The sequence below is a fragment of the Gemmatimonas sp. genome (assembly GCF_041689975.1).
Classification (GTDB): Bacteria; Gemmatimonadota; Gemmatimonadetes; order Gemmatimonadales; family Gemmatimonadaceae; genus Gemmatimonas.
Map to the genome: position 1 here is coordinate 1 of NZ_JBDNFF010000273.1, position 19,155 is coordinate 19,155.

Below are 19,155 nucleotides of genomic sequence, written 5' to 3' on the forward strand. Positions count from 1 at the left end.
CGGCAAGGTCGCCGACATCACCGTGATCGACCCCGAGACCGTGGACAGCGAGCCCGCGCACATGGTGGCCGACCTGCCCGGTGGCTGTGTGCGCCTCACCGCCGACTCCTACGGCGTCGAGCGGGTGCTGGTGAACGGCATCGCCGTCATCGTCGACGGCCAGCCCACCGGCGCCGTGCCCGGCACGCTGCTCAAGAGCGGCCGCGACACCTACACCGTCGAGGTCTGACCAGCCGACCGATGGCGCGGCCAGCTGAGCTGGCGTTCGACAACGGGTGGACCTTTGGGGACTTGAATCCTTGACCTCTGCCGTGTGAACGCATCAGAACCTCTCTGACAGGGCTTCATCGCGAAGGTCACCGAGGGCGCTCGAAGGACACTCCTTAGCAGGTCAGAGGCAATATATGGAAGCGGCTTCGACGACCCATGGTGGCCCTACGTATGAGCGGTCTGGAACGAACTCGCGCGCTTTTCGCGCGCACGCGAAGCGGCTACGGTCAGCCCGGCAACGTGAGTGAGGGAGTCGCCGATGGGCTACGTGCAGAAGGTCAGCAACGGGACGTCCAACGCGCGCTGGCGCGAGCCCGACGGTCGGCTGCGCTCGAAGGCGTTCGACCTCGAGCGCGATGCGCGACGGCACCTGAAGCTGCGCGAGAGCGAAGTCATCCGCGGCGTCTACGTCGACGACCGAGCGGGCAAGGTGTCCTTCGCCGAGTGGGCCGAACACTGCATGGCCATCTACGAGAAGAAGCTCTCGCGCACGAGCTACGCCCGCGACCGCAGCTACTTCGATAACCACGTCCTACCGAAGTGGGGCGGCGTGCGGCTCAACCGGATCACAAAGGCTGAGGTCGAGCGCTGGGTCGCCGACCTCGCCGATCTCGGCCACACCAAGCGGGCCAAGGGCGGCACGCTGGCGCCAGCCACCATCGAGCGGATCTACCAGGTGTTCCGCAAGATCATGAAGGCCGCGCATAACGACGACCGGATACCGAAGCTCCCCTGCCCCGACCACCCGCCGATCGCTCGCAAGAAGCGCAAGCCCGTCCGTTTTCTCGACGAAGGCGAAGTCGCCCACTTCGCCTCGTGCATCGACCCGCTCTACGAGTCGACGATCTACGTCGCGTCGTACGGCGGGTTCCGCATCGGCGAGCTGTTCGCCTTGCGCCTGAACGACGTCGACTGGACACGCGGCACGATCCGCGTCGACGAAGGACTGACCGACGTGGCCGGCGTGCTTGAGTTCGAGCAACCGAAGACCGATCGCAGCTTCCGGTCGGTGCCCATCGCCGACCTGGCGCTTCGCAAGCTCCGCGAGCACATCGAGGCGACCACCGGCTGGGACGATCCCGGTGCGCTGCTCTACACGAGCCGCCAAGGCGCGGTGATCCGACCGACGAACTGGCGGCGTCGTGAATTCGCGGACGCCGTGAAGGCGGCGAAGCTCGAACCGTTGACCCCGCACGACCTCAGGCACACCGCCGCCTCGCTGTTCATCTCCGCCGGAGCGAACCCATGGATGCTCGCCGAGGTGCTCGGCCACAGCGACACCCGGATGATCGACCGCGTCTACGGCCACCTCTTCGAGCGCGACCGCGAAGACCTCCGCCGACCCATGAGCGAGAAGGCAGAGCGAGCCGCCGGCGAGAACGTCCTGGCATTCATGGACCACCGGCGTCAGGCCTAGATCGTCGACTTCTTCGCGGTCAGGTCGACGGTTCAGATCTACTTCTCGAACTCGGTCGTCCCGAAACGCAACGTGGCGGCGTTCTCGGTGACTGTCCTCTGAAGTGCTTCACTGAATCCTGCCGAGTTGTCGGCCTCGATTTCGATGGTGATCTTCACCTTCACGCCGTCGGCGCGTTCGAGCTGGGTGACTATGGACTCGGCGATGTCTGAGACGGTGCGCGTCCATCTCGCAGAATCCAGCTCGACCCGGCCGTAGTAGCGGGTCGGCGCCGATGAGGACTCGACATCAACTGCGGAGGCTGTCCCCGCGCCAACGTCGGCATCCGTCCCACCGGCGGAGTCGTGTCCGGTTGGCGCCACGTCGTTGCCACGCTCAGCAGCAAGTTGCTTCTCCGCCACGTCAGGCTTGACGAGGTAGCCCGACGGGGCGACGGCTGCGAGCTGTGAAGCGGCGACCAAGCCGCCATAGCGCTCGCCGTCGAAGGTATCGGCGTATGCGAAGGTGTCGGATGTCCAGCTCAGTGACGACGCGCCGTCGCTGATCGCTTGTTCAAGAACCTCCCGCCGTACCAGTCGCGGGAGGTACAGGTATTGGGCGTAGTCCTCCCATAGCTGGTTTACGACGACGTGATCACCTCGCCAGAGCGGCACGCGATCGACGTCTAGCCGCAGGCGCGTTCCTGAGTAGGCCGGAATCAGAGACTCCTCCGTGACGAGCTTCTTCGACACCCGCTCAGCTAGTGGGTCGGACCCGGTCACCCTAACGACGTCCCATCGGATCGGTCCCGTCGGGTCGTCAATCGCCTGATTCGGATTCAGCACCCAGTGGTAGGTCCCGGCAAGTCGGAGGTTTACTGTCTCGTCGGTCTCTGACACCTTGGCCTCGACCTGGCGGATCTGAAACGAATCGAGCGAGAGGGTGTCGCGGTCTCGATCGACGGATGTCCACGCCAGCCACTGTCGGACCGCTGTGCGAAGGTCATCGAGTCCGCCGCGGTCTGCAGCGAGAAAGACCAGCATGTTGCGGTAGCGGCGAGCCCCGCCGGCCCGCTCCCCGAGCAAGTGGCCGGCGAAGGTCAGCGCCGGGCTCTCCTCGCTCTTGGGGTCATGGGTGTGTTCGGGGCCGAGAACAACAAGGCGAGCGACATCTTCGTCAGGCACATCACCGGAGGTGCGCGGAGCGGTGTGCACTCGTGCGAACTTGCCCGTAGCTGCTCGAGCTCGGTCGAGTCGCTTTCGGATCTCCTCGTCGACATCGTCAGTCTCGAAGTGGGACGCCGCTCGATCCTGGGCGAGCCTTGTGACGGTGGCCTTGAGGGCATACCAGTAGCGAGCGCCGTCGCGGTACAGGTACATCGCTTGGTCTGACAAGCGTCTCAGCGCATCGCCATAGATCGGCGGTCGTTCGCCTGGCTGAACGCAGCCGAGCTTGATGTGCCGATCATCGAGACCCTTCGTCGCTGCCTGTTGGGAGGGAGCTGAACCGAAGTAGATGGTCCTGGCGATACGGCGCGCAGCGGAGAGCTTCCCAAAGCTCGAGGAGTTCTCGCGGTCAAGGTTGTACGGGAGAGAGTTCGCGCCGTCGACGTCTGTCTCGATCACCGGCGTCCACCCGGGATCGAGGTACCGGGTCAGTTCGCTCGCGACTTCCTCCTCGTCAATGGGAATCGACCCGGGCATGATCAGCAAACGCGAGTCCTCGCGCATGTAGAGGGTGTGGATCACCTTCGCCATGAGCCGCAGGACTCCCCTGGTGCGCTGGAATCGTTCAAGTTCGGACCAATCCCCGAAGAGTCGGTCGAACAGCTCTGGATGGATTGGGTACGCCGCCTTCATCCGGCGCTCGTAGTCTGCCTCTCGGCACTCGAACGGGAACTCGCTCGACTGGCTTCGGTAAAGCTCTGCGAATGCCTGGACCACCGCGTCGCGCTGGCGCGCCTGATCCGGAGACAGGTCCTTGAACAGGCGACGTCGAACAATCTCGAAGCTTTCCTCCGTCGAAGCCGTCCGCCAGGTCGCTTCCATGCGGCCGATCACGTTCTCGATGCGTTCGAGGGCTGCTCGCCCGCCCTCTCCGCCAACCTCGATGTCTGAAGCCGGGATCGAGGCGACAACGAGCGCCGTTGGCACATTGCGCGCTGCGTCGGTGAGCGCCTGGGCGAAGCTGAATTGTGCGTCGAACGACCCCGCCGGAAGGCCGGCTACCCCGTAGAGCTGTCGCGCGTAGGCCACCCACTCGTCCACAAGCACCAAGCACGGGGAGAACATCTGGAACAAGTCTGTGAGTGCCTCTCCGGGACTCACTCCAGCAGCATCAGCATCGGCCACTAGCTCGAAGGCATCGGCTCCGCCGAGCTGCCACGCCAGTTCACCCCAAATCGTGCGGACCTCGATTCCGCCCGGCTTCTTGGAGACGCTCGATGGTTGAAGCTGGTGACCAACAAGTACAGCCCTGTTCACGTGCTCGGTCGGCAGCGTCAGAGACGCGTCCGCGAGGATCTGCTCCACCCCCGGAAGCTCAGTGGCAGGGCGGCCGGACGCAAGGTGGAACAACGCGATCAGTGAGTGCGTCTTTCCGCCGCCGAAGTTCGTCTGGAGCTTGATGATGGGGTCTCCGCCCACTCCGTTGAAGCGACGAACCGCAGTCAGGAGAAGCTCCTTGACGCCCTCCGTGATGTAGGTGCGTCGGAAGAACTCTTCTGGGTCGCCGTACTCGGCCGCCGCGTCCCCCCGCCACACCTGATGCAGGTCAGCGGCGAACTGCGCCAGCTCGTAACGCCCGGTAGCTACGTCATCATGCGGCTCGGCCACCTGCCGCCAACCAGGGAGTCCAGTAGTGCTCTCGTCCCCGTTCGCGGGCTCCTTCGAGACGGCCTTGCGGCGGGTCGACCGCGCCTGCTCGTCGAACTTCAGTCGTTGCAGGTCCTGACGGAGACGGTCGACCTCGATCGCCTGGTCACCAGCCGAGACCGCCTGCAGGACGCGGTGCATCGTGTCGAGCGCCCTCAGAGCGTCGTCGGTAGAGAAAGACTCGTTGTGCGCCCATCGGTTTCGGATATCTCGCGTCTCGAAGACGTAGTTGCGGTCGCCACGGGCGAGCTTGACCTCGAACACGTTCCGCCAGTTGTCTGCCATCAGCTTCAGGAGAACCGACGGGTCATCCGGATTGGTGTCGCGGCCAACGCCCGCACCGGGCCCGGCACCCAACCCGCGAGCAAGCCAGTCGTCGCCGAACTTCGCCTTCAGCTCACGCTCGACGAACGGACGAAGTCCCTGCGCGAGTTCTCCAAGGCCCAGCCCGACCCGTTGGTGATTCGTTAGCGCCATGGTGGTCTCCCGCCGGACTAAGCCGGGTAGTCGATCGTGTTGGGGACAGTGAGTTGCGGCATCGCGATGTTCAGGCGACTAGCCAACGCGGTAACGACGACGTTGAAGACGCTCAATGTCGCCCGCAGGGCCGTGAGTGCATGTGGAAGCTGCACACTCCACGCCCCGCTTTGTTGCAGGAGCCAGAGCGTGCCCTTGCACGCCGTCGGGCTCTGCCCGAGCTTCGTGGCGTCACCGTGGGCCGTCGCGTTCCGAATGTGGTTCATCGCGTCCAGGTAGGCACGAAGCCCTGACCAGGTCGTGGGTCCCGCGATAGCCGTACCTCTCGAGTATCCGCCCTTCGACCATGGCTTGCTGATCGGCGCGAAGCGTGCGGACTGCGGCAGCGCACCAAGGACGACGCCGAAGTCCGCGAACAGGACCCGCTCGATCTTCTGGCTGCCCGGCGCCATCAACCGATCGGCGACCAGCCACTTGTGCGGGTTGCCGTCGACGCAGTTCACGTTATTCGTGATCGGGTTCCCCTCGTCGCCCTGTCGAACACCATGGGCCGCGAACAGAACATCCTCCAGGCCGGCTTCGAGCGCCGCGATCGCAAGGGCGATGGTGGTCGGCCAGTAGAGCTCACGTGGGCCAGCCGGCCTGCCGGATCCCTTCTGTACTGGAACGAATGCCGCGAAGAGCTTTCGGGGGCGCGCGAGGTGGCCGTTGTAGAACTGACTCGCCGCTGTTGCGAACAGTGGCCACGTCGCTCCAACTGGCGGCGTTCTACTCACAGCAGCTGCCCTTGTTCGGCCCCGCCGGACCCCGCGGCGAGGCGGAGGAGCTCCGGCCAGACGGTCACCAGCCCGTTGTACGAGTTGGCTTCCTTCGCCCAGCCCTTGCGATCACTGACGAGGAAGAGCCGGTACGCCAACTCCTTCGCCATCTCGCCCCGCTCGGATCCCAGCTCGGCCAGCAGTCGTGCTGCACTTCCCTCGCCATCCTCCTCAAGGCGCTTGATCAGGTGTTGCGTGGACTCCCATACCGTCAACCGATTGTCGGTGAGTGGCGACCAGCCACTCGGCAGCTCGTCGCGCCCGCTGAGCCGGACTTTGCCCGCTCGCTGAAGGGCAACGCCAGCGTCCACTAAGCCTGCGATCGAGGTGTTCCGAGACTTGGAGAGCTGCTCCGCCTGTCCGAAAGGGCCATCGTTCAGCCCGAACTCTTCAAACCAGGTGACTGCCCAGCGTGTGTCGGAGTCGAACGACGACTCAGATCCCGTGATGATCTCGTCGAGTACCTGATTGATGTGCTCGAGGGCGGTGCGCACGGTCATCTGTGACCCGTCCGCCTCCAACACGCGCGCGAAAGAAGTGAAGACCGCCATTCCTGGACCGATCGCCGATTGCGCGAGATCGACTGGTGCGATGTTGCTCTCTCGCATCGTCGCGAGCGCATCCGGCAACGAAGCTCTTAGGGCCGACAGAAGTTCCTTTCTCGACACGGTGGCGGCGGTCGCGGAGCGCTCACGACAGACCAGCAGGATCGATGACGCAAGCGCATTGGAGCCCGTCTTCACGCCCTCGGGCCGCTCGGTGCGGAGCGGCCAGGTACTCACAATGCTGAAGCCGCTGTCGATCAACGAGTCGAGCAAGGCCTCCCACGCCGTTGAGCTCCGCCCGTCTCGCCGCTTCTCGGTCTGCTGGTAGCCGTAGTACAGAGTGAGCGGATACTCAGCAAGCTGTACCTCGCGAAGCGCCTTGAAGGCCTCTCGCAGGCGAGACTCGAAATACGCATGGGCTTCAGCGCGGTCTCCACCGAAACGAGACGCGTTGGAGACGATCTGGTCGGCCTCAGGAGCTACGAGCGATGCGGTGACCTCGGGCCATATCGACGCGAGCGACAACTTAAGCCACGGGTAGAACAGGTTCGAGAGGGCCGAGTAGTCGAACATGTCGTAGTACGGAGGATCGGTGCTGACGATCCCCCGTCTCCCCGACAACGCGTCAAGCGCTGAATCGCAGATCACGGTGGACCTGGGTCCAACGGGCAGTGCAGCGGCAGCGGCGGCGACGTGTTCGAGCGAGTTCGCGAAGGATCCTGTCGACCCCGAGAAGGGGTTGGCCTCGGGAAAGTCTCCGTAGAACGCGTACGCAGGCTGAACGAAAGACTGCTCCACAGATCCGTTCGCCCGGTTGTGAATCGTCATCGTCGACACGCGGTTGGCCATCCGGGAAATGGTCAAGCCAAGGTAGGTGGCGATCGCTTCCGCGTAGGCCTGGGCGCCGCGACCTCCGTCTCGCAGCGGTGTAGCTGTCAGTTCGAGTCCAGCGGCGAGCGCATCCTTCTCGATCTCGGGACGCAGATCAGCGAGCACCTCGCACATCGTTATCATGAGGAGCCGCTGTCGGGCGGTGAGGAGCTGCTCGATGGTTCGGATGCCGAATGTGTGGATGTTTCCGGCGACGCCGGGCAACGTGAAGTTCGGAAGCGGAAACTGCCGGTCGTCAGGCCAGGCGCGCAGCGCACGCTGTTCCTGCTCCAGCGTTGCCGGCGCCCACGCACGGCCTCCTCGCGGCTTCGCCGGATCGGCGAATGTCTGTATTGCCACGAGCCGGAGTCCGAGCCCGCCAGCGACGCCTTGCTCGCGAATGGCATCCGCGTCGGTGACCTCACCGCATGTCGGGCATCGGAAGTTGGCACCACGACTGACCTTCAGGTCCTGGAGGTCGTCCGGCGGTGCACCTTCGTGCACCTCGAAGTCGATTCGCCCATCGCGCTGTATCGGACGCACATGCCAGAAGTTGTTCTTGCGCTTCGATAGCCACCAAGTCGAGAGAAGCGGTACCTCCGCTCGGCAGCGTGGATTCACGCAGGCGGCCGTGCGCGCCCAGAGATAGGAAACGGCCTTCGTCACCGTTCCGGTCATGCTCTTGACAATGGGGTAGCACTCACCGATCCGGTCCAGGGTCTCGGCTTGAAGCCGTTCGCCGTAGAGCTGAACATCGGCTCCCACACCCTCCATAGCAACGGTCCGACCCATGCGAAGCTCCGCGCTGGGATGGACCGGACCCAACCCTCCGACAACCGTCGGGACCTCGGTCAAGGCCTTCGTGATGAGTGCGGCAACGGGGCTCAGATCGATCGCAGTCGACGGAAGGCCGAGTCGTGCAGCTTCCAGCGGAATCGCGCCGCCACCACAGAATGGATCGATTGCTTCCGGGAGGTTCTCACCGCATTGCTCCTGAACCCGACGCCTCGCCTCAGCAAGCCGGTGCTCAGGACAGTCCCACCGCGAGACATCAGCAACAAGGTCAAGCAGGTCAGAACGCTCTGCATGGCGGCGCTCCTCGGAAGGCCACAGATCAGGACGGCCAACCGGGTCATCGATCAAGGACGCCAACAGCACCGCTCGCGCCAGTCCAGTCGGCTTCCTGGACCACCACAGGTGCATCGTGGCTGGAAGGCCCTTCTTCGGCACGGCCTTCTCAGCCCGTCCGGCGAGGTTCATCGCCTCGACTGGAAGAGCTGCTTCGATCAGCTTGCGAGGACTCGGCTCCGTCACAGGAGGCGCCCCTGACCATCAGGATGATCCTCGGCGTGCTCGATCGAGCGAGCCAACCTTGCGAGTTCAGGCCACGTAACAATGAGTGAGTTCATCGCAGCTGCCTCCTTAGATTGACCGCCCTCGTTGGCAATCACGTAGAGGCCGTAGGCCAGCTCGCGAGCAGCATCGGCATCGGGCAATGTTGATAGAAGCTTCGCAGCGGCTATCTCACCACCCGACTCCAATGCCTTGATCAGGTGCTGCACTGCTTCCCAGCAGGTGGGACTGGCATCGGCTTGCACGGAATAGCTCTCTGGCAACTCGTCGCGCGTGAGCAACCGCGTCCGACTTGAGCCTGTTTCAACGATGCCAGACCTGTTGAGCCGATCGAGGCTCGTCACTTTCGCCCGAGCTAGCGCATCCGCCTCTCCCGAGTTCCCGACACCGTATTGAAATTGCTCAAACCAGGTGACTGCCCAGCGAGTCTCGGGATCCCAGTCACTCTCCTGCTCGCCCATCACTTCAGCGAAGACAGCGTTCACAATGATCTGCGCGTCTCGCACAGAGAGGTGATTTCCGTCGGCAGCGACCACCGCCGAATACCTCGTGAATACCCCCATGCCCGGTCCGATCACTGCTTGCGCGAGATCAACTGGAGCGATGCCAGCCGCCTGGAGAACTCGTACCGCGGCGCCGACCTCGGAACGAAGTTCTGAGAGAAACTGAGTGCGAGAGATCTGACCAGACCCTGCAGGCTTACGCCGGCAGACTAGGACGACGTATGTCGCGAGCGCATTCGCGCCGAGCCCCCTCATCCTCGTTGAGCCAGTACCGTGCACGGGCCAAGTGGCGACGACCATGAGGTCTGATCTCATGATCGCTTCCAACATCGCCTCCCAGCCTCCCGCCCCACTGGCTCCTCCGGTGCCCTCCTGCTCTTTGAACGCGTACACGACGAGTATTGGAAGGTCGGGACGAGTCGCACTCTGCAGACTCGCAAACGTCTCAGTGAACCCCTCGATGAAGTAGGTCTTCGCAGCCTCCTCGGACTCGTGACGCGCTGGCTCCGCGATCAGCTCGCCCCCTTTGGGAGTAGCGACTGTTCCCAGAAGATCTGGAAATGATCCTGCAAGCGCACGCCGTATCCATGGATAGAAGTAGTCGGACAAATTGGCGTAGCCAATCGCAGAAAAATACGGAGGATCCGTTACTACGAGGCACTGTCCAGGCAGATCTAGGCCGGAGGTGCGCGCGTCACCCTGTTGCACTTCTGACCTTGGCCCAGTCGGTTGGACGCACTCAATAGCTCGCATTGAGGTCTGGATAATCTGCATCCAATCACCCACTGATCCACCGAACGGATTGGATTCGACAAAGTCCCAAGACATCGGCACATCGTTTCGTCCAAACTTTGCGCTCTCGGCCTTTCCCGAGCCATTGCGGGAATCGATCTTCCACAGGCACTGACTAGAACAGAACTGCGCCAGCTTGCCGACGCAGAGCCCAAGTATCGCTCCAATCGCCCGTGCTTGATCTTCGTCGCCGCCGTCGTGTCGAACCCAGTCTGGGACCTGAGCTACTAGATCCGCGAACGTCTCAAGTGCAACAAGCTGCCGATTCGTGAATAGCTCTGACCACTCCCGAAGACCGTATCCCTGCACCCGAAATCCGATCGCACGGTCAGGGAGCTCGAGGGTAGGCGGGCTCATCGGCTCGGCCCCGGCCGCGGCTTCGCGTTGCTCGGCGTCGGGAGAGTGGTAGGCGCGACCGTCTGGACCATTGGCCGCGATTGCGATCAGCGTGACCCCGAGGTTCCCGGCCGACCCCTGCTCTCGCAGGTACGCGAACGAGATCGGCGCACCCGAAACGAGGCAGATCGACTTGCTGGGAGGTGGAGGATCTCCGATTGATCGGACCTCGAACTCGACTGAGTTGTCGGGGTTGATTACAGGCTCAACGTAGGCTCGCTCGGTGCTCTTTTTCGACAGCCACCAGTTGGACACGAGAGGCACAAGGGACCCCCGCAGGCGCGGATCCGGGCTCGGTACCGTTCTTGCCCAAATCCAGGCAATGGTCGTGCCGCCGTTCGGGGGAGCTGGATAGTGGTGTCCGATGCGAGCTCTCGCCTCCTCGTAGATGCGCCTCCCGTAGTGATCAACGTCAGCGGCGTACCCGGAAAGCCCGGGCCACACAGCCTGGGGGTTTACGAAGTCGACTGCCGCCGGGGGTCGATTGACCAGGGTCGGAGGAAGCGACGTGAGTACAGTCGAGATCAAGACCGGAATAGGGTTGAGGTCACTTCCTCTACTTCGAAGACCAAGTCGTTGAGCTTCGACCAGCGTCGAGCCGCCGCCGCAAAACGGATCTAGGACAACAGGTGTCTCTGACCCGACCGAGGCAGCTATCGCCGCCTGGACCTCCACCATGACGGATGCCGCAGGCGTGTCGACGACAGAGGCTACTAGCGCGGTGATCAAATTCATGAGGCGGAGCCGTTCCGCCTCGTCTTCGGGATCATCGACCAGCGAGGCAAAGATGAGCGCTCGAAGTGCCGGCGTTGGCATCGGGGCGAACCACTTGTGCAGATTCCGGATAGTTCCGGTCTTTCGATCCTTGTCGAGCTTGCAGGCTGCGTTGATTGCCTCCAGCGGGATCGCGACTTCAATGAGTTTCTTCTTGTACACGCGTCGTCTCAGTCAGGTCGGGTGGCGAGGGTCCAGTAGTCCGACCACCCGAGCACGCGCTTGTGCTCGGCGAAACCGGGTTCGGCCTCGCGGCCAGTGAAGGGGTCGTAGAGGTAGCGGACGATGGTGGAGTCGTCCTCAGCGATCTCCACCAGCGCAAGGATGTGATTGGCGCCGTTGTTCAGGCCGCAGAGCACCTCGGACGCCGTGATGGTGAAGTCAGTCGCACCAACGACGCGGCCCTTGACTTCGATGAAGATGAGAGTGCCGTCGGGCCTCCTGGTCTCGACGTCGTACCCCTTGTTGTTGTGCGGCATCCGCTTCGCAGGCCGCCCGATCCTTTTCTCGGTGGCCATGACTGCTTCCATAGCGAGCCGGTCGGAGCGCTCCGTGTCGGCGGCATTGGTCGGTACCGCCGTTCCAAGCAACTTGGCGAGCAAACCAGCCGGGACGACGAGCGCTCCGCCGACGACCCGGGGTTGCCGAGCGGACAGCTTGCGCTCTAGAGCTAGCTCGGCTCGTCGCCGTTCTAGCCGATCAGCCGCTTCGTCGGCGCGTTGTCGTGCTCTTGCCGAGTTGGCCTTCGCGTTGCGCTTGCCGGCGAGTTCCTGGTCCTTCAGCTTCAGAGCCTGAGCATCCCAGTATCGGATCTCCTCGGACAGGCGGTGCTCGACGGCAGCAGAAATCGCGTCGATACGGGCGTGAACGCGGGCTTCGACCTCGGCCAAGTGCTTCGGCGCGTTGTTCTCAATCGCGTAGCGCTGTGCAGTGTCCGTGAGCGTCGACCGGATCCACGGCTGGTTCACCACCTCAGCAAGGTGATCACGCTCGTCAGCGGTGGGTTGCCGATAGTCGATGTACGGGTGGTAGCCGGCATCAGCGACCTCTCCAGCTTCGTCGATCTCGACGTACTCGAACCGCTTTGAAACGACTCGACGTTGGCCGTTCGCGACGGTTGTTCCGTCGGTGATCTCGTGTTCGAGGTACACGAGCGCTCGACATGTCAGCCCGGGATCGTTTGGATCGACGAGCACTGCTCCCTTCTGCAGGAGCGACCCGTGTCGCTCAAGAAGGACGCCGATCGTCGATTCGAGGAGGGAGTGGCCAGGGGCGACCAAGGCCGCCGTCGGTTTGCCATTCTCGTTGATGTGCTCGCGTTCGAAACAGACGCGTTCGTAGTCGGGCAGCAGTCTTCCGAGGCCTGTCGTGGTGTCGTACTGGCGGAGCCGGCCTGGCACGCGCGTGATCTGGAATCGGCCCGGCTCCCGCCGCACGGCACGGCCTCCGAGAACCTCAAAGCCTTCGAGAAAGAACCGCCTGATGTACGACGGCTGGAGCTTGTGCGCCTGGGCGCGCTGCATCTGCTCGCGGATGTCAGCGACGTGCCCGGGAGAGAGGATGTCGGTCAGAAGCGACTGCGCGTCGATGAGCTCCTTCATGCGATCTCCGACCGTCACGTCGATGACCGCCTTCGCCCGCGCCTGCTGAAGTGCGGGGTTCTCGGCGCGGATGGCCTCGATCAGCAGGTCACGCAGCGATTTGTCCGAGAATGCCTCGCCCAGGACGTCGAACACCTTCCCGCCCAAAGCCTTGCGTTGCTCCTCGAGCTTCGAGAGGAGCTGCTCGAACACCTGACCCTCGCGAGTCTCCTCGGCGACGAGGTTCCAGAGACGGCAGACGTCCTGCTGCCCGATTCGATGGATGCGTCCGAACCGCTGCTCGATTCGGTTCGGGTTCCAGGGAAGGTCGTAATTGATCATGAGGTGAGCACGCTGAAGGTTGAGGCCCTCGCCCGCGGCGTCGGTCGCCACCATCAGCACAACATCACGGTCCTGGGTGAACCGTTCCTGCGCCTTGCGTCGCTCCTCCCGCCGCACACCGCCGTGGATTGAAACGATGGCGTTGTCACGACCGAGTAGCCGTCCGAGCTTCTCCACGAGGTAGTCGAGAGTGTCGCGGTGTTCGGTGAACACGATGAGCTTCTGCAGCGCCCCGAACTCGTCAAGCATCTCGGGAGTGTTCTCAAGCAGGCGCGCGAGTTCATCCCACTTGCGGTCCTCACCTGATGCCAGCACCTTGCGAGCGAGGTCCTCCAGCCCCGAGAGCTCAAACAACTCCGCTTCAAGCTCGGCAATCGTCCTGGCAGCGGAAGCGGCGTCAACGACTTCCTCTTCGATGTCCTCGACCTCGGAATCGAGGAGATCGTCAGGGTCGAAGTCCTCGAACTCGGCGAGTCGCATCGAGCGAGGCGGAGCGATCAGGTCGATTCCAGATTCGGCTGCACGGCGACCGATCTTGGCCTCATCGAGCTTGGCGGTGAGGCGTCGACGTCGACGTTCAAGCGATCGACTGATCGCAAGGGGTGAGGAGGCAAGCCGGCGTTGGAGAATTGTGAGAGCGAACCCGACAACGTTCTTGCGTCCACCATCGGCGAGCCGCTCGGCTCGATTCATTCCCTCGCGGACGTAGTCGCTGACTCTCTCGTACAGAGCGGCTTCGAGCGGTGACAGCGGGTACTTCGCCGTGTAGGCCACGCGTTCAGGGAAGAGCTTCGTTCCGTCGAAGCGAAGGAGTTCCTCCTTCACCATCCGCCGCATGAGATCCCGAGGGGGTTCGTTGCCGTGAGCGCCCTTGCGGAACTTGCCAGCAAACCGGTCTCCGTCGATGAGTGCCATGAAGAGTTGGAAATCTTCGGGCCGACCGTTGTGGGGAGTCGCCGACATCAGCAGCAGGTTGCGAGTGATCTCGCCGAGCCGCTTCCCGAGGCGGTAGCGCTTCGTCTCCTTGACCTCTTGGCCGAAGTAGGTCGCTGACATCTTGTGGGCTTCGTCGACGACGATGAGGTCCCACTCGGTTTGCGCGAGTCGATCGACGAGTTCCTCGTTGCGCGACAGCATGTCGAGGCGGGCGATCATCAGAGGTCGCTCGGTGAACGGGTTGCCGGTACGCGAGGCCTCGACGAGCTCTCGCGTGAGAAGGTCGAATTCGAGACCGAACTTCTCGCCGAGCTCATCCTGCCACTGCTCGACCAGCCCGCCCGGGGCGACGACCAGACATCGATCAAGATCTCCTCGGACTACCAGCTCCTTGATCAGCAGGCCCGCCATGATCGTCTTTCCGGCCCCGGGGTCGTCCGCTAGCAGGTACCGGAGGGGCTGACGGGTGAGCATCTCCTCGTAGACGGCTTCGATCTGATGTGGCAGTGGATCGACGTCCGAGGTCTCTGCCGCTAGGAAGGGGTCGAAGAGGTAGGCGAGCTGGATGCGCTTCGCTTCCGACGCAAGCAAGAAGAGTTCGGGATCCGCGTCAAGCGACCATGGCCGACCGTCTCCGTCCAGACTGATCTCAGGCTCGCTCGTCCGATAGATCAGCTCGCGCTCAACGTTCCCCGCTGGGTCCTCGTAGGTGAGGTTGAGGACGTCAGACCCGATCCACTCGGCGTCGATGACCGTGACCGGTCCTGCGGGCGAGATCCCACGGATTCGAGATCCCTTGGTGAGTTCTTCCAGGCGCGCCACTAAGGACCTCCGTCAGCCGGAGAGCCCCGGAAATGCTCACTGAACGTGCCTGCTACCTGCACCTGCCCCCTCTTCGACGTGCGACCAGCGCAACATCGTACGTGGCTGCTGTGACGTGGGCGGGGGCCGATCGCGAATCCGTCGAGAGAGTCGGAAGGCAGGCCATCGATCGCGACGCGCACGGCTGCAGATGCTGCGGTAGGCAATGGTTGCGATCGGCACACGGCAGCGCCCGCACCGCTTCCCATGCGTGTCGGCCGATGCAGCATCAAGAAGCGCCGTCCGCCGGCCAATTTGGTCCGCCTTCTTCGAACTGGCCAGCCCATGCCATGACGTCCGCCGGGCGGAATCGAACCACGCCGCCGATCTTGAGGAACGGGAGCCGATGCTCGGTCTGCCAGGCCCGCACCGTCCGCTGCGTGACGGCCAGGTACTCGGCGACCTCTGCCACCGTCCAGAGGCGGTCAGGCTGCATGAGTCGCGTTGTCGATCAGGCGCTCGAGCTCGTCGACGCGCACGCGCCACTGGCGATGGAGCTTCACCGCCGGCAGTTCGCCGTCGGCGATCCAACGACGGACCGTCTTCGGTTTCACCGCGAGCACCTCGGCGACCTCGTCGGTCGAGAGTAGGCGGGCGATCGTGGGCTTCGGTCTCACGGTGATGTCTCCTCGGGGTACGACGACGACGGCAATCGGTCGCCGTCCTCTACAAACCCACTCCGAATCGGCCCTCCGTCCGGAGATTTCCCAAATTGCCGGACGCCCTTTCCTCACGGACTGACCGCGCAGCGATGAACGTCGGCGAGAGTGCGAACAGCTCGGCCTGACCAACTCGGCCCCCTGCGGGCTGCACCCTGGCCCCCGCCCGCGCCTGCTCACGTGGGCAACCCATCGCATTCACAGAAGATCACCATGTGTGCACCTGTTTTTTCGTCCCGTCCGCTTATAGTGCCTCGGTGGCCCGCACGCCCGACCCCACAGAGGTTCCGCTGCCGTTCGACCTCGACGATGGTGACAAGGCGCCGGCCGTGGCAGGGGAGAACGACGGCAAGCCAACCAGCGCTTCTGTCGCCGCCGAGAAGGCGGTCGAACGACGCGGTAGACCACGCAAGTGGGAGTCCGATGCCGAGCGGAAGCGCGCCTACCGCGAGCGTCTCGCAGCCGACTTCGCAGAGCCAGATCGGCTCCGGCGCGAGTTGCGAAACGAGCGCCGGAGGGTGGCGGCGCGGGACCGGGAGCTGGCCCAGCTACGCGGAGATCTCGAACGGAACGAAGCTGAAATCGTCGCTCTCGGCCGCGAGAAGGAGGACCTCGTCGAGAACCAGGCGAGCCTCGAACAGCGTCTGGGGTTCTTCGAGGCGAAGGCCGCTCGCTCGCGAGGATCTCGATACGGTTTCCTCTCATGAGCACCGCCCAGGAGGTCCGCGACCACATCGACTGGAGGCCGGTGCGGTCCTTCATTACGGCGGGAGAGATCCCCGGGCCTCGTCGAGCCGTCGAATGCGAGATGTTCCGACTGGCGAGCAAGGGCGAGGTCATTCGCGTTCGGAAGGGTCTGTACTGGAAGGGCCCGAGCACCCGAGTAGGCATGCCCCTCCCCCGCGCGTACGACATCGCTCTCGAAGTCGCCGGGCCGGGTGCGGGCCCAGCCGAGCTCTCGGCGGCGCATGTCCTCGGGCTCACCACGCAGGTTCCCGCCTTCGAGGTGGTCGCCGTGCCCGGACGATGCCCAGCGCCGGTGGACGGAATTCGATTCGTGTCCCGCTCGATCGAGCGCCGCTTTGGGGCGCTCCGACCTCTTGAGGTCGCGGTCCTCGAGGTCTTCCGACAGGGCCCAGCCGTCGTCGAAGGCCCGTGGTCGAAGGTCCGCCGATGCGTCAGCAGCTTGGCCGAGCAAGACGGGATCCGGGTCGAGATGATTGCCGAGCAGGTCGCGATCGAGCACCACGTCGGCGTACGGGAACGGTGGTCAGTCCTCGCCGACTCGCTCGGACCGCCGGCAACCGACCGGCATCTATCGGGTCAGTCCACGGCGCGCTGCGAGCGCAACGTGAAGTAGTGGACATCCGCCTTGGACAAGCGGCGACCCCGGAAGGCCTCCCCATCAAGCGCCGGGAAGCGCATCTCGTAGTCCCGCGCTGCGGAGATCTTCTCATCGATATCGAGTCCCGCCGACCGTAGGCCCTTCATGAGGTCGGGGTACTTCGACCGTGACAGCGGCGCGTCAACGACGATCAGGCGGGTCATCCCAAGCTCGTTCGTCACCCGGGCCACCGAGTTCGCCAGGTCGCGGGCGACGTCGCTCGTCACCGCTGGTTGACATAGGAGGTATCCCATCGTCAGGAACACGCGATCTGCCCCGTCCAGCGAGTCGAGACAGTCCAGAGCATCGACCGACTTGCTATCGACCGTCACACACAAGCCGCCGTCTCCAGCCATCACCTCGCTCAGCATCGCGTCGCACAGGTCGAGGGACGGCGCGTGATGGTCAAGGCCGACGTAGAAAAGGGGTGTCTCGCCTTCGAAGTGCTCGTCAAAGGCGAACGCGACGGACCCGGAGCCACATCCGTAGTCGATCACTCCTATCGCTTCGGGTGGGTTCTCCCTCCACTTGATGATCGGCGTGAGCGCTCGGTGGAAGGCGTCGATGTGACCCCGCTGATAGAGGAAGGCCTCCCAGACGGCCACTCGTTCATGGGAGTCGGCGTCCACGGACCCGCGCTGCGCCATCTGCTGCAAGAGCTGATGGTTCCCCGTCTCCCGATACTTCGCCCAGCACGTCATGGACTCGGTGTCATCGCGAATCCAGCCGCGTATCACGTCATCAAAGGCGCTCCACCACCGTTGCACTAACTACTCGTCGCGCTCCGCCAGCTCGGGGTCGGCTAGCGACGGGTCGTCGTCCAGGTCTCCGAGATCGAGCTTCTCACGGACGTACGACACGAGGTGGGCTTCGGCCAGGCTGACGTCGCCGGCGAGTCGTCTGACCAGTCTCAGCTGCTCAGCGACCTCGTCGACCGAGGGAGCGGCCTGCGTCAGCCACTCGTCGATGGGCGGTGCGATCGTCATGGTGCCGAGTGCACCAGGGTCAACCATGGCAGGCACCGTAGACTGGTCCGCAGTAGTCAACCGGGGATGGTGCCCGCCTCGCTGTCCTCGTAGGAAAGCCCCAATCGATGAATGCTCCCCATCAGCAGGCACTGGATCTAGGGCTCCCGGCCTTAGACCCACGCGTACCCTCGCACGACCCACCATCGGCGGAAAGCGTGCCGGGCCTCGACCTCCGAACGCGCTTCATTGGCGAGGATCTCGAAGTGGTGCTCGTAGGAGCCATCGACTCCCACCCGTGGATGACCTCAATGAGCCGCCGCGTGCAGCACTACGGGTGGCGGTACGACTATCGCAGCCGTCGCGTCCCTGCCGACGCGTACCTTGGTCCGCTTCCGAACTTTCTCGATCCAGTGCTCCGTCGCTTGCAGAGTGAGCTTGGCTTCAAGCCCGACCAGGCGATCGTCAACGAGTACGAGCCCGGCCAGGGAATCGCACCCCACGTCGACTGCCTTCCGTGCTTCGGCCCCCGCCTGGCGATGCTCAGCCTGTGTTCCGACGTGCAGATGGACTTCTCTGGCCCCGGCAACGTGGACTCCTCCCATCCGCTCCTCTTCCCGAAACGTTCGCTGGTGGTCCTCGACAGGGAGGCTCGGTCCGAGTGGATGCACAGCATCGCGAAGCGGAAGTCGGATCCCCGGTTCAACCTGACGCGAGCACGCCGGATCTCGATCACATTCCGGACAGTCGTGCCGGCCACCTGACGAGCAGACTTTTGGGCAAGCCCTTTAGCTTAGAAGTGAGGTCCTGTGCGCAGGGCAAGTAACGATGCTTGGTCCACCGCCCATCGGGGTAGGGCCGTCACACTGACTTGTGATGCTGGGCGAGGACCCCGAACCCACCCGTAGACGTCACTGGCCGCTGGTGCTGCTCGTCGTCGCGCTCATCGCTGCGCTCACGCCGGCTTGGTACGCGCAGTTGTTGGGAGGCAATCCTTCGAGCGCCGATACCACTCTGGGGTCTCTGACCGCGGCAACGATTCAGGCGGCACTCGTTGCAGCCATCGCCTACGCGACCGTGCGGTACGCGTCGCTTACGGCTGCGCTCCTGGACGAGTCGGCATGCCAGCGACAGATCAGTCAGCAGCAACTCGAAGCCGCCCGTGACCAGGTGGCAGCGAGTCTGCAGCAGGTCGACACATCGGAGCAGGAGCTCCTGGTGGCTAGTGCTCTGTCCGTGATCGTTCGTAGGGCGCGTCCACCACTTGAGGTGCTGGGCCTGTTTTGATCTGGGGATGTCCACTCCTGTGAAGGTCCGGCGGTTGTCGGATCACGAAGGCCGCCAGTTGCAACAGATCGTTC

14 protein-coding genes and 1 pseudogene are annotated in these 19,155 nt (G+C 63.8%); 6 read left to right on the forward strand and 9 right to left on the reverse strand.

The window, feature by feature from the left end; translation table 11 throughout:
• Together ACESNG_RS16875 and ACESNG_RS16880 are read left to right on the forward strand one after the other, a co-directional pair.
• Positions 1 to 229, forward strand: a pseudogene (locus tag ACESNG_RS16875) (D-aminoacylase); the annotation flags it as partial.
• A 300-nt stretch (positions 230 to 529) separates the two neighbouring features.
• Complete coding sequence (locus ACESNG_RS16880) at positions 530 to 1,687, forward strand: tyrosine-type recombinase/integrase (RefSeq protein ID WP_373069898.1); 1,158 nt, start codon at positions 530 to 532, stop codon at positions 1,685 to 1,687.
• A 38-nt stretch (positions 1,688 to 1,725) separates the two neighbouring features.
• Here the strand turns inward: ACESNG_RS16880 and ACESNG_RS16885 are convergent, their stop codons facing one another.
• The 7 genes from ACESNG_RS16885 to ACESNG_RS16915 form a co-directional block, all read right to left on the reverse strand.
• Positions 1,726 to 5,016 (reverse strand): Swt1 family HEPN domain-containing protein, encoded by a 3,291-nt coding sequence (locus ACESNG_RS16885; RefSeq protein WP_373069900.1) that lies wholly within the window; start codon positions 5,014 to 5,016, stop codon positions 1,726 to 1,728.
• Between the two features lie 17 nt (positions 5,017 to 5,033).
• Positions 5,034 to 5,792 (reverse strand): hypothetical protein, encoded by a 759-nt coding sequence (locus tag ACESNG_RS16890; protein ID WP_373069902.1) that lies wholly within the window; start codon positions 5,790 to 5,792, stop codon positions 5,034 to 5,036.
• On the reverse strand, positions 5,789 to 8,563 hold the full coding sequence (locus ACESNG_RS16895; protein WP_373069904.1) for a DUF1156 domain-containing protein: 2,775 nt from the start codon (positions 8,561 to 8,563) through the stop codon (positions 5,789 to 5,791). Before ACESNG_RS16895 ends, ACESNG_RS16890 begins: the two co-directional genes overlap by 4 nt.
• Positions 8,560 to 11,229 carry a DUF1156 domain-containing protein gene (locus ACESNG_RS16900; RefSeq protein ID WP_373069905.1) on the reverse strand — a complete coding sequence of 890 codons (2,670 nt, stop codon included), beginning with the start codon at positions 11,227 to 11,229 and terminating at the stop codon, positions 8,560 to 8,562. Before ACESNG_RS16900 ends, ACESNG_RS16895 begins: the two co-directional genes overlap by 4 nt.
• A gap of 8 nt (positions 11,230 to 11,237) precedes the next feature.
• Positions 11,238 to 14,747 (reverse strand): helicase-related protein, encoded by a 3,510-nt coding sequence (locus ACESNG_RS16905; RefSeq protein WP_373069907.1) that lies wholly within the window; start codon positions 14,745 to 14,747, stop codon positions 11,238 to 11,240.
• Between the two features lie 268 nt (positions 14,748 to 15,015).
• A complete protein-coding gene (locus ACESNG_RS16910; RefSeq protein ID WP_373069909.1) occupies positions 15,016 to 15,222 on the reverse strand; it encodes a helix-turn-helix domain-containing protein in 207 nt (68 codons plus the stop codon).
• On the reverse strand, positions 15,212 to 15,403 hold the full coding sequence (locus ACESNG_RS16915) for a helix-turn-helix domain-containing protein (RefSeq protein WP_373069911.1): 192 nt from the start codon (positions 15,401 to 15,403) through the stop codon (positions 15,212 to 15,214). The genes ACESNG_RS16910 and ACESNG_RS16915 overlap by 11 nt, the downstream gene beginning before the upstream one ends.
• Positions 15,404 to 15,702: 299 nt before the next feature.
• Between ACESNG_RS16915 and ACESNG_RS16920 the strand changes: the two genes are divergently transcribed.
• A complete protein-coding gene (locus ACESNG_RS16920; RefSeq protein ID WP_373069913.1) occupies positions 15,703 to 16,152 on the forward strand; it encodes a hypothetical protein in 450 nt (149 codons plus the stop codon).
• Complete coding sequence (locus tag ACESNG_RS16925) at positions 16,149 to 16,805, forward strand: hypothetical protein (protein WP_373069915.1); 657 nt, start codon at positions 16,149 to 16,151, stop codon at positions 16,803 to 16,805. The genes ACESNG_RS16920 and ACESNG_RS16925 overlap by 4 nt, the downstream gene beginning before the upstream one ends.
• Here the strand turns inward: ACESNG_RS16925 and ACESNG_RS16930 are convergent.
• Positions 16,769 to 17,530 (reverse strand): hypothetical protein, encoded by a 762-nt coding sequence (locus ACESNG_RS16930; protein WP_373069917.1) that lies wholly within the window; start codon positions 17,528 to 17,530, stop codon positions 16,769 to 16,771. The genes ACESNG_RS16925 and ACESNG_RS16930 overlap by 37 nt on opposite strands.
• Positions 17,531 to 17,599: 69 nt before the next feature.
• Positions 17,600 to 17,842 carry a hypothetical protein gene (locus tag ACESNG_RS16935; RefSeq protein ID WP_373069919.1) on the reverse strand — a complete coding sequence of 81 codons (243 nt, stop codon included), beginning with the start codon at positions 17,840 to 17,842 and terminating at the stop codon, positions 17,600 to 17,602.
• A gap of 80 nt (positions 17,843 to 17,922) precedes the next feature.
• Between ACESNG_RS16935 and ACESNG_RS16940 the strand changes: the two genes are divergently transcribed.
• Together ACESNG_RS16940 and ACESNG_RS16945 are read left to right on the forward strand one after the other, a co-directional pair.
• Entirely contained in the window at positions 17,923 to 18,558 is a 636-nt protein-coding gene (locus ACESNG_RS16940; RefSeq protein ID WP_373069921.1) for an alpha-ketoglutarate-dependent dioxygenase AlkB, read from the forward strand.
• A 160-nt stretch (positions 18,559 to 18,718) separates the two neighbouring features.
• Positions 18,719 to 19,081, forward strand: a complete 363-nt coding sequence (locus tag ACESNG_RS16945) for a hypothetical protein (protein WP_373069923.1) — start codon at positions 18,719 to 18,721, stop codon at positions 19,079 to 19,081.
• Positions 19,082 to 19,155: the final 74 nt, after the last annotated feature.

Excerpts from the sequence above, each read along its gene's own strand:
- ACESNG_RS16930 (WP_373069917.1), bottom strand. The coding sequence starts at position 17,530 with ATGACGTGCTGGGCGAAGTATCGGGAGACGGGGAACCATCAGCTCTTG.
- ACESNG_RS16885 (WP_373069900.1), bottom strand. The coding sequence starts at position 5,016 with ATGGCGCTAACGAATCACCAACGGGTCGGGCTGGGCCTTGGAGAACTC.
- ACESNG_RS16935 (WP_373069919.1), bottom strand. The coding sequence starts at position 17,842 with ATGGTTGACCCTGGTGCACTCGGCACCATGACGATCGCACCGCCCATC.
- ACESNG_RS16910 (WP_373069909.1), bottom strand. The coding sequence starts at position 15,222 with ATGCAGCCTGACCGCCTCTGGACGGTGGCAGAGGTCGCCGAGTACCTG.
- ACESNG_RS16925 (WP_373069915.1), top strand. The coding sequence starts at position 16,149 with ATGAGCACCGCCCAGGAGGTCCGCGACCACATCGACTGGAGGCCGGTG.
- ACESNG_RS16880 (WP_373069898.1), top strand. The coding sequence starts at position 530 with ATGGGCTACGTGCAGAAGGTCAGCAACGGGACGTCCAACGCGCGCTGG.
- ACESNG_RS16940 (WP_373069921.1), top strand. The coding sequence starts at position 17,923 with ATGAATGCTCCCCATCAGCAGGCACTGGATCTAGGGCTCCCGGCCTTA.